The sequence below is a fragment of the Klebsiella sp. H-Nf2 genome (assembly GCF_002806645.1).
GTDB lineage: Bacteria > Pseudomonadota > Gammaproteobacteria > Enterobacterales > Enterobacteriaceae > Klebsiella > Klebsiella variicola.
Genome location: NZ_PIBL01000004.1, coordinates 282,752 through 296,042, shown reverse-complemented (window position 1 = coordinate 296,042; position 13,291 = coordinate 282,752). Strand labels below are relative to the sequence as shown.

General features: G+C 56.2%; 10 protein-coding genes. 6 read left to right on the top strand and 4 right to left on the bottom strand.

The features are described 5' to 3' along the window. The first annotated feature begins 44 nt into the window (after positions 1–44). Positions 45–383 carry a nitrogen regulatory protein P-II gene (gene glnB / locus CWM58_RS13685; protein ID WP_002914032.1) on the top strand — a complete coding sequence of 113 codons (339 nt, stop codon included), beginning with the start codon at positions 45–47 and terminating at the stop codon, positions 381–383. Positions 384–457: 74 nt separating this feature from the next. Here glnB and hmpA read toward each other — a convergent pair whose 3' ends face one another. Further along, a complete protein-coding gene (gene hmpA, locus CWM58_RS13680; RefSeq protein WP_100681117.1) occupies positions 458–1,648 on the bottom strand; it encodes an NO-inducible flavohemoprotein in 1,191 nt (396 codons plus the stop codon). A gap of 325 nt (positions 1,649–1,973) precedes the next feature. On the opposite strand from hmpA, the gene glyA reads away from it, so the two are divergent. Then, positions 1,974–3,227, top strand: a complete 1,254-nt coding sequence (glyA, locus tag CWM58_RS13675; RefSeq protein WP_061153655.1) for a serine hydroxymethyltransferase — start codon at positions 1,974–1,976, stop codon at positions 3,225–3,227. 55 nt (positions 3,228–3,282) lie between these two features. Here glyA and CWM58_RS13670 read toward each other — a convergent pair whose 3' ends face one another. After that, positions 3,283–3,705: a DoxX family protein gene (locus tag CWM58_RS13670; protein WP_012540860.1), complete on the bottom strand. Its 423-nt coding sequence runs from the start codon at positions 3,703–3,705 to the stop codon at positions 3,283–3,285. A gap of 73 nt (positions 3,706–3,778) precedes the next feature. Continuing rightward, positions 3,779–4,975 carry an ROK family transcriptional regulator gene (locus CWM58_RS13665; protein ID WP_100681116.1) on the bottom strand — a complete coding sequence of 399 codons (1,197 nt, stop codon included), beginning with the start codon at positions 4,973–4,975 and terminating at the stop codon, positions 3,779–3,781. Positions 4,976–5,087: 112 nt separating this feature from the next. Here CWM58_RS13665 and CWM58_RS13660 point away from each other — a divergent pair, with 112 nt between their 5' ends. From CWM58_RS13660 to CWM58_RS13645, 4 genes are all read left to right on the top strand, one after another. Further along, positions 5,088–8,363: a DUF5107 domain-containing protein gene (locus tag CWM58_RS13660; RefSeq protein ID WP_100681115.1), complete on the top strand. Its 3,276-nt coding sequence runs from the start codon at positions 5,088–5,090 to the stop codon at positions 8,361–8,363. A gap of 70 nt (positions 8,364–8,433) precedes the next feature. Continuing rightward, entirely contained in the window at positions 8,434–9,870 is a 1,437-nt protein-coding gene (locus CWM58_RS13655; RefSeq protein WP_100676044.1) for a sugar porter family MFS transporter, read from the top strand. Further along, positions 9,870–10,706: an aldose 1-epimerase gene (locus CWM58_RS13650; RefSeq protein WP_100681114.1), complete on the top strand. Its 837-nt coding sequence runs from the start codon at positions 9,870–9,872 to the stop codon at positions 10,704–10,706. The genes CWM58_RS13655 and CWM58_RS13650 overlap by 1 nt, the downstream gene beginning before the upstream one ends. 77 nt (positions 10,707–10,783) lie before the next feature. Next, entirely contained in the window at positions 10,784–11,920 is a 1,137-nt protein-coding gene (locus CWM58_RS13645) for a 3-phenylpropionate MFS transporter (protein ID WP_100681113.1), read from the top strand. On the opposite strand, the gene csiE is transcribed toward CWM58_RS13645, so the two are convergent. After that, positions 11,917–13,194 carry a stationary phase inducible protein CsiE gene (csiE, locus tag CWM58_RS13640; protein ID WP_100681112.1) on the bottom strand — a complete coding sequence of 426 codons (1,278 nt, stop codon included), beginning with the start codon at positions 13,192–13,194 and terminating at the stop codon, positions 11,917–11,919. The two genes, CWM58_RS13645 and csiE, sit on opposite strands and share 4 nt — an antisense overlap. Positions 13,195–13,291: the final 97 nt, after the last annotated feature.

Below are 13,291 nucleotides of genomic sequence, written 5' to 3'. Positions count from 1 at the left end.
ATGATACGGTAAGCAACCGGTTACGCGACTAAGACAGGAACACCATGAAAAAGATTGATGCGATTATTAAACCTTTCAAACTGGATGACGTGCGTGAAGCGCTGGCCGAAGTCGGCATCACCGGGATGACGGTGACGGAAGTGAAGGGCTTTGGCCGCCAGAAAGGTCATACCGAGCTGTACCGCGGTGCGGAGTACATGGTGGATTTTCTGCCGAAGGTGAAAATTGAAATCGTGGTGACTGACGATATCGTCGATACTTGCGTCGATACCATCATCCGTACGGCGCAGACCGGTAAAATCGGCGACGGTAAAATCTTTGTCTTCGACGTCGCGCGGGTTATTCGTATCCGTACCGGTGAAGAAGACGACGCGGCGATTTAACTCTCGCCGCTCGCTGCAGTATTGCCGGGTGGCGCTGCGCTTACCCGGCCTACAAATCCCCGCGTCGTCGGGGCTTACAGCACCTTATGCGGGCCGAAACATTCGTAATGAATGTTGTCTTTATTGACCCCTAATTCTACCAGCTGCTTCGCTGCAAACTGCATAAACGCTACCGGGCCGCAGAGATAGAACTGCATCTGCGGGTCGCGAATATTGTCCGCCACTGCCGCTAAATCCATCAAACCTTCGCTATCAAAACGTCCAGCCTGACGGTCGGCTTCGCTCGGGTTGCGATACCACACGTGAGAGGTAAACGCCGGCAGCGCCGCGCCAAGCGCACTCACTTCATCGGCAAAGGCGTGAACGTCGCCATTTTCTGCCGCATGGAACCAGTTCACCTGACCCTGATGACCGCTCTTCGCCAGCGAATCCAGCATCGCCAGCATCGGTGTTTGCCCGACGCCGCCGGAGAGCAGGGTGACCGGCGTCTGCGGTTCAACGTTAAGGAAGAAGTCCCCCGCCGGCGCGGCTAAATAGACCACATCGCCTTCGCTGGCATGGTTATGCAGCCAGCTGGAAACCTGACCGCCGTCCTCACGTTTTACCGCGATGCGGTAGCCTTTGCCGTCTGCTTTGCGGGTTAAAGAGTATTGACGAATTTCCTGATATTCGAAGCCTTCCGGTTTCAGCCAGATGGCCAGGTACTGCCCCGGCTGGTAATCGGCGACCGGCTGGCCGTCGACCGGCGCCAGTTCAAAGCTGGTGATGAGCTGGCTACGCGGGGTTTTCTTCACGATGCGGAACGCGCGGGTCCCTTCCCAGCCACCGGTTTTACTGGAGTTTTGCTGATAAATCTCGGCTTCGCGGCCGATAAAGACGTTCGCCAGCACGCCGTAAGCTTTCCCCCAGGCATCAAGCACGTCCTGACCCGGGCTGAACATTTCATCGAGGGTCGCCAGCAGATGGCTGCCAACGATGTTGTACTGCTCCGGTTTGATCTGGAAGCTGGTGTGTTTCTGGGCGATTTTTTCCACCGCCGGCAGCAGGGCGGGCAGGTTATCGATATTGCTGGCGTAGGCGGCAATGGCGTTGAATAACGCTTCGCGCTGATCGCCGTTGCGCTGGTTGCTCATGTTGAAGATCTCTTTGAGCTCCGGATTATGCGCGAACATACGATCGTAGAAATGGGCGGTGAGCTTTGGGCCGGTCTCTACCAGCAGGGGGATGGTGGCTTTGACCGTGGCGATGGTTTGAGCGTCGAGCATAGCGTGCTTCCTTGTGTGTTATCTTATTGATGCATTTTAAATGCATCTTATAGAAATAACCCTGCTATGTAAATGGTTCTTTAACACTTAGCCCCGATGCCGTTACAACATGAAGAATTTGCATCACAAACCTGAAAAGAAATCCGTTGATAATGAGAGAGACGTTATTGCTCAAAGCCTTGTATCATGCGGAGCCAATCGTTTGCGTAAAATCCTTTGTCAAGACCTGTTATCACAGAATGATTAGGTTATACTGTGGGCCGTTGTCCAATCGGACCGCCTTTTTAGGCCGAAATTTTATTGTTAGCTGAGTCAGGAGATGCGGATGTTAAAGCGTGAAATGAACATTGCCGATTATGATGCCGAACTGTGGCAGGCTATGGAGCAGGAAAAAGTACGTCAGGAAGAGCACATCGAACTGATCGCCTCCGAAAACTACACCAGTCCGCGCGTCATGCAGGCGCAGGGCTCTCAGCTGACCAACAAATATGCTGAAGGGTATCCGGGCAAGCGTTACTACGGCGGCTGTGAATATGTCGACGTGGTTGAGCAACTGGCTATCGACCGCGCGAAAGAACTGTTCGGCGCTGACTATGCTAACGTCCAGCCGCACTCCGGCTCTCAGGCTAACTTTGCGGTCTACACCGCGCTGCTGCAGCCGGGTGATACCGTGCTCGGTATGAACCTGGCGCAAGGCGGCCACCTGACTCACGGCTCTCCGGTTAACTTCTCCGGCAAACTGTACAACATCATCCCTTACGGTATTGATGAGTCCGGTAAAATTGACTATGACGACATGGCGAAGCAGGCTCAGGAACACAAACCGAAGATGATCATCGGTGGTTTCTCGGCTTACTCCGGTATCGTTGACTGGGCAAAAATGCGTGAAATCGCCGACAGCATCGGCGCCTACCTGTTCGTCGATATGGCGCACGTGGCTGGCCTGATTGCCGCGGGTGTGTATCCGAACCCGGTTCCGCATGCTCACGTTGTGACCACCACCACCCACAAAACCCTGGCGGGTCCGCGCGGCGGCCTGATTCTGGCGAAAGGCGGTAGCGAAGAGCTGTACAAAAAACTGAACTCTGCCGTGTTCCCAAGCGCGCAGGGCGGCCCGCTGATGCACGTTATCGCGGCGAAAGCGGTGGCGCTGAAAGAAGCGATGGAGCCAGAGTTCAAAGTTTACCAGCAGCAGGTTGCGAAAAACGCGAAAGCGATGGTGGAAGTGTTCCTGAGCCGCGGTTACAAAGTGGTTTCTGGCGGGACTGAGAACCACCTGTTCCTGCTGGACCTGGTGGATAAAAACCTGACCGGTAAAGAAGCTGACGCCGCCCTGGGCCGCGCCAACATCACCGTGAACAAAAACAGCGTGCCGAACGATCCGAAGAGCCCGTTCGTGACTTCCGGTATCCGTATCGGTTCTCCGGCTGTGACTCGCCGCGGCTTTAAAGAAGCGGAAGTCAAAGAGCTGGCTGGCTGGATGTGTGACGTGCTGGACAATATCAATGACGAAGCCGTCATTGAACGTGTGAAAGGCAAAGTGCTGGATATCTGCGCACGTTTCCCGGTTTATGCGTAAGCGTTAACGTTGCAATAAAAAAGGCCGCGATTGCGGCCTTTTTTGTGTCTGTCGATTAGCGGCGGTCGAGCGAAATCGCGCCGGGGCCGGTAATCGCCAGCAGCAGAAAAGCGCCGGCAATACTGACGTTTTTCCAGAAATTAATCATGTTCGGCAATACCGCATCGCCGGTCATATCCCAGTAATGATGGCCAATCACCGCCGTACCCAGCGTATAAAAAATAAAGATGACCGCCAGCGGGCGGGTGAAAAAGCCCAGCACAATTAAGATCGCCGCAGGGACCTCCATAATCACAGCGATAATCGCCGCCAGCGTCGGCATTGGCGCACCGGAGGCGGCCATGTACTGCACCGTGCCGCCAAAGCCCAACAGTTTCGGATAACCAAAAAGAATAAACAGGACCACCACGGCGATGCGGGCGATGAGCAGCAGCAAAGAGCGGGAAGCGCCAAAATCAAAATAGCGGAGTGTGTTCATAATCAGCTCGTTATGAGAGAAGTGTGATCTAAACGTAATACACAAATTTACGCTCCGCCACGTTCGTTTATGACTAAACCAACGTCTGCAACTGCTCCTCAACGTACAGATAACCTATCCCCATCAGCTGCTGGGCACGGGTTAGCTGGCCAAAACCGATTTGGGTGGCGTGCGCTCGCGGCGTATCCCGGTGGTCAAAAGGGTTGAAGCCCGTTTGTTTGACGATATTTTCCAGCCATTGCTCACCAAAGGCGCAGCTACGCCCGTACAGCCAGATCTGATTAATATTTAATATATTCAGGAAATTATAGAGGCTTAAGCCAATAGCGTTGGCAGCGTTATCAACCCATGCGCGAATTTGCACATCTCCTTGTTCCCAGGCCGCAATGAGCGATGTCGTGGTGAGCTGCTCGGGTGAGAGCGTTGCTTCAGGCTGTGTTTTGAGCCACATTCTGGCCTGTTTTTTCAACGCACTGAGCGAGGCGACGGTTTCGAGGCAACCGTATCTTCCGCAGTCACAGGCTTTGCCGTCAGGATTGACAATCGTGTGCCCAATCTGCCCGCTGCCGTACAGGCTGCCACGATAAATATGATCGTTAATCACAAATGACGAGCCGATGCCGTAGTCGACGTTGATCACGCAAAAATCCGGCTGGGTACCCTGATGCTGCCACTTTTCCGCCAGCGCCAGCATCACGCAGTCATTATCCACCCGAACCTGCACGCCAAGCTGTTCCTCAAGCAGATACTTTATTTCAATCGGTGTTTTCCAGCGTGCCTGGGGCATGGTTTGTGAAACGCCGGTTATCGGATCAACTTGTCCGTGCACGCCAAGGGCGAGATTAATACTGTGCTGCGGGTAGCGGCGGTGGATATGCCGCCAGCATTCAACGATGGCGTCAAGCAGGGCTTTTGGGGTGGGGGCGTCGACTGGCAAATGCTGGTGGTTGTCCACTGCCAACAGACGGGCGTCAGCAAGCTGATACTCAATGCTGGTCGGGGTGATATTCATGCACAGTGTCCAGGCGCCGTGTTCGGGGATCTGGTAGCTGCCGCTGTTCACGCCGCGTTTGCTCATGTGTTCCGTTGAGTGACTAATCAATCCTTCGCCCAGCAGCTCGGCGAGAATATTGCTCACTGCCGGAATGGAGAGTCCGGTGAGTTGAGAGAGCTGTGATTTACTGAGCTGCTTTTCCCGCCACAGATGGGAAAGAAAAATCGATTTATTGACCTGCCGGACCCGGGCGTTATTAAAACCAGTACGCTGCATACACTTAACTCCCTTAACTATATTGCGTGAGCTTTGCGCATTTTAACAGCGAATTGGCGATATAGACTCCTCTCATAACATATTTTACTTCGTTTTGTTTAGTGGAGGCGTCATGTACGGTTCGGTTAAGGTCTGGCAGGAAACCATTTCATTACCAACGTGGACGACGGGGGCGGAAGATCCGAACCCTATGTTTCTGGAAAAACGTGTTTATCAAGGCTCTTCCGGCAGCGTCTATCCCTATGGCGTGATTGATACCCTGACCGGCGAATGTGAAATGCGCGATTATCACGCCGTGTGGATGGAGAATGATTTCATTCGGATCATGCTGCTACCGGAGCTTGGCGGCCGTATTCATCGGGCGTATGACAACGTCAAACAACGTGATTTCGTCTATTACAATGAAGTGGTTAAGCCTGCCCTGGTCGGGCTGCTCGGGCCCTGGATCTCTGGCGGAATCGAGTTTAACTGGCCGCAACATCACCGGCCGACGACCTTTATGCCGGTCGATTTTTCTGTTCAGCAGGGAGAAAACGGCGCACAGACTGTATGGATGGGGGAAGCGGAGCCCATGCGCGGCTTGCAGGTTATGGCCGGGTTTACGCTCTATCCTGACCGGGCACTGATTGAGATCGCCGGTAAGGTCTTTAATGGTAACGCCACGCCGCGTCATTTCCTGTGGTGGGCAAACCCTGCAGTCAAAGGCGGCGATGCCCACCAGAGCGTATTCCCTCCCGATGTCACCGCGGTATTCGACCATGGTAAACGTGACGTTTCCGCTTTCCCCATTGCCACCGGCACCTATTACAAAGTGGACTATTCTGCGGGCGTTGATATCTCCCGCTATAAAAACGTTCCGGTACCAACCTCGTATATGGCCGAGAGGTCGGACTACGATTTTGTCGGCGCTTATCACCATGACGAGCGAGGTGGGTTACTGCATGTCGCGGATCACCATGTCTCTCCGGGTAAGAAACAGTGGAGCTGGGGCTACGGGGAATTTGGCCAGGCCTGGGACCGCAATCTGACCGATGAAAATGGCCCCTATATTGAGCTGATGACCGGTGTCTTCACCGATAACCAGCCTGACTTTACGTGGCTTGCGCCTTATGAAGAGAAGGTTTTTGTGCAAAATTTCCTTCCCTACAGCGAGTTAGGGATGGTGCAAAACGCCAATACGCAGCTGGCACTGAAGCTGGTTCGCGAGTCTGAGCAGCTGCAGCTTGGCGTTTATGCCATTGCTCCGCTGACACATATCGTGGTGGAACTCAGCGCTGACCATCAGCCATTGTACGAAACTCAGCTGACGCTGAAGCCCGGTGAGAGTTGGCTGCAGACGCTGCCGGAAAATGGCGCAGGGCGCTTAACCATCAAAGTGAAAACCGCCGAGAACCGGCTGTTGCTGGATTATCAGGAACATATTACCCGGCAGACGCCGCTGCCCGATCCCGCCATCGCGCCAGCGTTACCGGAAGCGATCCACAATGGCGACGAGCTCTATTTTATCGGCCAGCACCTTGAACAATACAATCACGCAAGCCGCTATGCCGGGGATTACTATCGCCGGGCGGTTGAGCTCGATCCGCAGGATTATCGCAATAATGTTGCCCTCGGTACTCTGGCGTTCAACTGCGCCGACTGGGCGCTGGCGGAACAGTGTTCCCGCGCTGCGCTACAGCGCGCGCATCGTCTGAATAAGAACCCACGGGATGGCGAAGCCAGTATGCTGCTAGCCAGTACACTGGAAAGGCAGGGGGATGATGCAGGCGCCTGGGATCACTATTTCAAAGCCTCCTGGAGCGGTAACTGCCGTGACGCCGCCTGGTGGTCGCTGGCGCGGCTGGCGATGAAGCGCGGTGATGTCGCCGATGCGCTGGAAAAAGTTAATACCAGCCTGCGATTCAACGCCAGCAACCCTCTGGCGATGGGGCTTAAAGCGCTGGCGTTAGCGAACAGCGGGCAGAAGCAAGCGGCGCTGGAGTCTGTTTTAGCCTCTCTTGAGCAATACCCGTTGAGCTACCCGCTGCACTGCGCGCGCTGGATGATTGAGCGGAGTGACGAAGCGCGAGAGACCCTGCTGCGCGTCACAGGGCGCAGAGGGATAAACGGCAGCCTGCTGGCGGGCTGGCTGCTCTCTATCGGACAGAAAATGGCGGCGAAAGAGGTACTTGAGGTTCTGGATTGTCAGGAAGCGTTGCCGATGCTGTGGCGTGCGTCGTTAAGTGACGATGCCAATCAACGCCAACAGTTTATTGCCGCCGCCGAGCGCTGTCATGCGCGCAACGTTCGTTTCCCTAACACGCTTGATGAAGTTCAGATGCTGCAAACGCTGGGCGACAGCGCTTTTGCCCGCTATCTGCTCGGTTGCTTCTGGTACAGCAAACGTCGCTATGAAGAGGCGGTGAGCTGCTGGCGCGAGACGCTCGAAAAATCTCCCGATTATGCGCCCGCGCATCGTCTGCTGGGCGTCTATGCGTGGAATAAACAACAGGATGCAACGCAGGCGCTGGCATATCTGCAGCGCGCCGTCGCGCTGGAACCCGAAAATGCGCGCTTCCTGTTTGAGCTCGATTTCCTGCAAAAGTTACTGGCTACGCCGGTCAATGAACGACTGACGACGCTGGCGGAGCGTAAAGCCGTGGTGCTGAAGCGGGACGATCTGACCGCTGAGCTGTTAAGCCTGTGGAACGCGTCCGGTCATTATGCCGATGCCGCCGCGATTCTGGATACGCGCGTATTCCATCCCTGGGAAGGGGGAGAAGGGAAAATTACCGGCCAGTATTTGCTGAATCAGCTGCATCGGGCTTTGCAGTTCATCGAACGTCAGGCGTTTAAGCCAGCCACGCTCTGTCTGAAAGCAGCATTACGCTATCCCGATAACCTGGGGGAGGGACGACTGCCCGGGCAAACGGACAACGATATCTGGTGTTTGCTGGGCTATTGCGCTGAACAGACGGGGGATGCGCCGCAGGCAGCCGAATATTACCAGCTTGCCCTGCAAGGTGGCTCAACGCTGGACGCCGGGCGTTACTACAACGATCAGCCCGCAGATTACCTTTTCTGGCAGGGCATTGCGCTGCGTAAGCGCGGTAACCCGACTCAGGCCGAGCGGCACTTCCGCCATTTTATCGACTGGGCCGGGCAGCATCGGGATGACGTTCCGCAAGCCGATTTTTTTGCCGTCTCTCTTCCGGACCTGGTGGTTCTCGACATATCAGCGCAGCAACGACATCTGCAGCACTGTTTGTTTATTGAAGCGCTGGGACATCTGGGGCTGGGTCATTTATCTGCCTGCCAGCAGGCGATGCAGCAGCTTCTGCAAATGAACCCGGCTCATGATAAGGCGCATCTGATTCGCCACGCCCTGCAAAGCGGCATCTTTTCCTGAATCTGAAAGTGGCGGGCCAGGCCCGCCTGAACCCTACTGTTCCCTGCGTTTCCCTTATAGAGGAATCATTATGAATAACGCGCAGACACATCTGAAAATGGGCTACGTCTGGACTATTTGTCTGGTCGCCGCCTGCGGTGGTTTACTGTTTGGCTATGACTGGGTGGTGATTGGCGGCGCTAAGCCATTTTATGAAGCCTGGTTTTCAATTACGGATCCGGCGCAGTCCGGCTGGGCGATGAGCTCGGCGCTGTTGGGCTGCATTTTCGGCGCATTAATTTCGGGATGGTGCGCCGATAAACTGGGGCGCAAACTGCCATTAATTCTTTCCGCTGTGCTGTTCAGCGCGTCGGCGTGGGGGACGGCGGTCGCCAGTCATTTTGACATGTTTGTGGTTTACCGCATTGTGGGCGGCGTGGGGATTGGTCTGGCATCCGCGCTCAGCCCGCTTTACATTGCCGAAGTCAGTCCGGCAGAGAAAAGAGGGCGCTTTGTGGCGGTCAATCAGCTCACCATCGTGATTGGCGTGCTGGCCGCTCAGCTTATCAACCTGATGATTGCTGAACCTGTGGAGACGGGGGCAACGCAGCAGATGATTGTGGAAACCTGGAACGGACAGATGGGGTGGCGCTGGATGTTCGGCGCGGAACTGGTTCCGGCGCTGGCGTTTCTGGTCCTGATGTTTTTTGTTCCCGAGTCGCCGCGCTGGCTCATGAAGGCCGGAAAACCGGAGCGTGCCCGGGCCGCGCTGGAGCGCATTGGTTCTGCCGACTATGCCGACCGGATCCTGCGTGAAATCGCGCATACGCTGGAAAAGGATAACAACAAAGTCTCCTACGGCGCGCTGTTGGCTCCGCAGGTGAAACCGATTGTGATCATTGGCATGGTGCTCGCTGTGTTCCAGCAGTGGTGCGGGATCAACGTCATCTTTAACTACGCGCAGGAGATTTTTGCCTCGGCGGGATTCGATATCAACAGCACGTTAAAATCGATCGTCGCCACGGGCGTCGTTAACCTGGTCTTTACCATTGCCGCACTGCCGCTGGTGGATAAAATCGGCCGCCGTAAATTAATGCTGCTCGGCGCTTCAGGATTGACGGTGATCTATGTCCTGATCGCCGGCGCTTACGCGATGGGCATGATGGGGTGGCCAGTACTGTTGCTGGTGCTGGCGGCGATTGCTATTTATGCGTTAACCCTGGCGCCGGTGACCTGGGTGCTGCTGGCGGAGATTTTCCCCAACCGCGTACGTGGACTCGCGATGTCTTTAGGTACCCTGGCGCTGTGGATTGCCTGTTTCCTGTTAACCTATACTTTCCCGCTGCTTAATGCCGGCCTGGGCGCGGCAGGCAGCTTCCTGCTGTATGGCGTCATTTGCGCTGCCGGCTACCTCTATATTCTGCGCAACGTGCCGGAAACGAAAGGTATCACCCTCGAAGCGCTGGAAGAGCAGCTGGCGCAGCGTCACTCGGCCGGCCAGGCGATAAAGCAGGAGCAGACACGTTAATGGCGGAAGCGTTGATTCTGGAAAACGCGCATCTGCGGATGCGCATCTCCTCCCTGGGGGGCAAAGTGCAACGTTTGTTCTCCCGGCAACATCAGGCTCCGGTGCTGTATGACAACCCTGCTGGCGGCATGTTTCCCATGCTGCCGTTGGCCAATCGTGTCGCCGGGAACCGTTTTACTCTCCATGGGCAGGAGATTGTCCTGCCTCACCACCATGCCGACGAGCATTTCTTTCTTCACGGTGATGGCTGGTTACAGCGCTGGAAGATTATTGAGCACGGCGCCGAGCATTGTGTGTTACAGCTGCGTCGGCAGCATGCCTGCGGTTTCGATTATCTGGCACAGCTCCGCTACCAGCTACTGCGTAACCAACTGATAGCGTCGCTGACGCTTACCCACTGTGGGGAGGTCCCTGCGCTTTACGGCTGCGGCTTTCATCCCTTTTTCCCTTTTGATGAACGCAGTAAAGCCCAGTTCGAGGCCAGCGGCTACTGGCCGGAAGGGGAGAATCATTTACCTCTCAGCTGGCAAGGAAACTTGCCCGACTATGCCAATTTCAGTGTGGCTCAGTTCGGTGAAGATCGTTGGCTGAACGTGGGCTATTCCGGCTGGAGTGGGCGGGCGAGGGTGAGTAGTGATGTGATGAGTATCACAATTCTATCGCAAACTCCGTGGTTGATGCTCTTCAGAATGCAAGGTGAACCGTTCTTGTGCCTCGAGCCGCAAAGTCATCCGGTAAACGCCCATAACATGGATGGGCAGCCGGGGCTGCGAGTTTTGGGCGCAGGCGAGGTGCTGAATTTTTCGCTGAAAATCATCATCGAGGGGCATAAATAGCGAAATATCAGGAGACAGAGTATCTTGCGCCCACCGGGCTTTATCGCCAGACTGTCGCCACCATTCGGGAGGAAATCATGGTCTTGCACTCCACGCGCTGGCTGGCGCTCAGTTATTTCACCTACTTTTTTAGCTACGGTATTTTTCTGCCCTTCTGGAGCGTCTGGCTGGCAGGCAACGGATTAACGCCGGAAACCATCGGCCTGTTGCTTGGCGCCGGCCTGGTGGCCCGTTTTCTTGGGAGCCTGCTGATTGCCCCGCGGGTCAGCGACCCCTCCCGGCTCATTGCCGCGTTGCGCGTGCTGGCCCTGTTAACTTTGCTTTTCGCGCTGGCCTTCTGGGCTGGCAGCCACGTGGCATGGCTGCTGGCGGTCATCATCGGCTTCAACCTGTTCTTTTCGCCGCTGGTGCCGCTGACGGATGCCCTGGCCAATACCTGGCAAAAGCAGATCACCATGGACTATGGCCGGGTGCGGCTATGGGGCTCCATTGCCTTCGTTATTGGTTCGGCGCTGACCGGCAAGCTGGTGAGTCTGTTTGACTACCGGGCGATCCTGCTGATGTTAAGCCTGGGGACTGCCTCGATGCTGCTCGGTATGTTGCTTAAGCCGTCGGTGATGCCCCAGGGGGAGTCGCGCCAGCAGCAGGGGGCTGGACTGACGGCCTGGCTGACGCTGGTGCGCCAGAGCTGGCGCTTTCTCGCCTGCGTCTGTTTGCTGCAGGGGGCGCACGCCGCCTACTACGGCTTTAGCGCCATCTACTGGCAGCAGGCCGGCTATTCTGCCTCGGCGGTCGGTTATCTGTGGTCGTTAGGTGTGGTGGCGGAAGTGGTGATCTTCGCGTTGAGTAAAAAGGTGTTCCGCCGCTTCAGCGCGCGCGACCTGCTGCTGCTCTCCGCCGTCTGCGGACTGATCCGATGGACGCTAATGGGCTGGACCACGGCGCTGCCGGGACTCCTCCTTGCGCAGATCCTTCACTGCGGCACCTTCACGGTGTGTCATCTGGCGGCGATGCGCTATATCGCCGCCCGTCAGGGCAGCGAAGTGATCCGCCTGCAGGCCGTCTACTCCGCGGTGGCGATGGGCGGGAGTATTGCCATCATGACCGTCTTCGCCGGTTTCCTCTATCAGCACCTGCACCAGGGCGTGTTCTGGGTGATGGCCCTGCTGACGATCCCGGCGCTGGTTATCCGGCCAAAAACAGTGGCGGCCTAGTCCTCAAGCATCGCGCAGATATGCTGCTGCTGGCGTTCAGTGAAGCAGTTTTCCGCGTGGATCAGCGGCGGCGAAAACAGTGGTAGCGCCGTCGCATAAGGGGTGACAATAAGCGTCACCCCTTTGGGCGCACCTTCTTTCTGAAAGCGCTGCACGCTCTGATATTTGATATTCAGCGGCAGCAGCGTGAGTTCGCGCAGTTGCTGTTCCAGGGCCTCTTCTATATCCGGATTGTCATCGGTCAGCAACAGCACCTGCTTCTCGTGCAGATCGCTTTTCTGCATCAGCCAGGCGCCAAAGATCACCGCGATTAAGCCAGTCTCTTCCTCATTAAAACGGATATGCCAGGCCTCCTCGAATTCGCTCAATGCCGCCTGCGTGGTACGCAGTAAGCGAGGATAGAGCCGGCTCACTTCCTCCGTGAGCGTGCTGTCGATGCCGATGGCAAACACGCTGCGGATCAACGCCTGCGATAAATGAATATAGAGTTGATCGCTCAGCCCCTGCTCATCACTGAATGCCCTGCCGGCGATGACCTGGAAGCGGTGGATCAGGCCGGAGATAGCCAGCCGCAGGCGGCGATCGTGCGGGTGACCGTCGCGGACCGGGTCGGGGGTTTTGAGCAACATAAACAGCAGCGAGAGGAAGAAGGGCTCCCCAACATGCGGCGGAGCGCCGACCCGACGCTGCCAGTGGCGGACAATCTCCTGCGCCAGGGTAAACTCGGCGGCGGTCTGGGCCCAGCGCTGCTGTTCATCATTGAAGTCGGGAGAGTATCCCCGGTGATGCTCGAGCAGACAGTACTGCAGATACAGGCGCAGAAACTGGACATCGCGGCAGTCAAACTGACGATTGAGTGCCCGCGCGCAGCGGTTCACCAGCGCCTGCAGGTTGGTATCATCGTATAAGGTGCGGGCAATGCCTTCCTGTTTAAGCTGCGTTTTCAGGGCCGGAGTAAAATGATGGTTAACGAATTGGGGGCAGAGGCGCAGCCCCCGTCGCAGCGCATGCAGCAGGCATAAACGTTGGTCGAGCGCGGCGCCTTCAATCCGATAGCTGCCGTCCACCTGTGACCGGAGAGTCAAACGGTGGTAACGCTTAATTTCGCGTCCGGTCTCCTCAATATCCTGCCGGGCCGTGGACTCATCAACGAGGTTGATCCTGCCAAGCCGTTCAGTCGTCACCGACTGCCCGGGCAGATAAAACATCAGGAGCACCTGGCTACGGCGCTGTGGACTGGAAAGCGCAGATGGTGGTTCAATGACGGTCATCATCTGGTAAGTTCCAGTTAGGGTTTTCGCTAAGAATAGACAATGGCAGAGGCGGGGGCAGGGCGAAACGCCCGCTTTAGCTCAGGATTGCTGGTGAAGT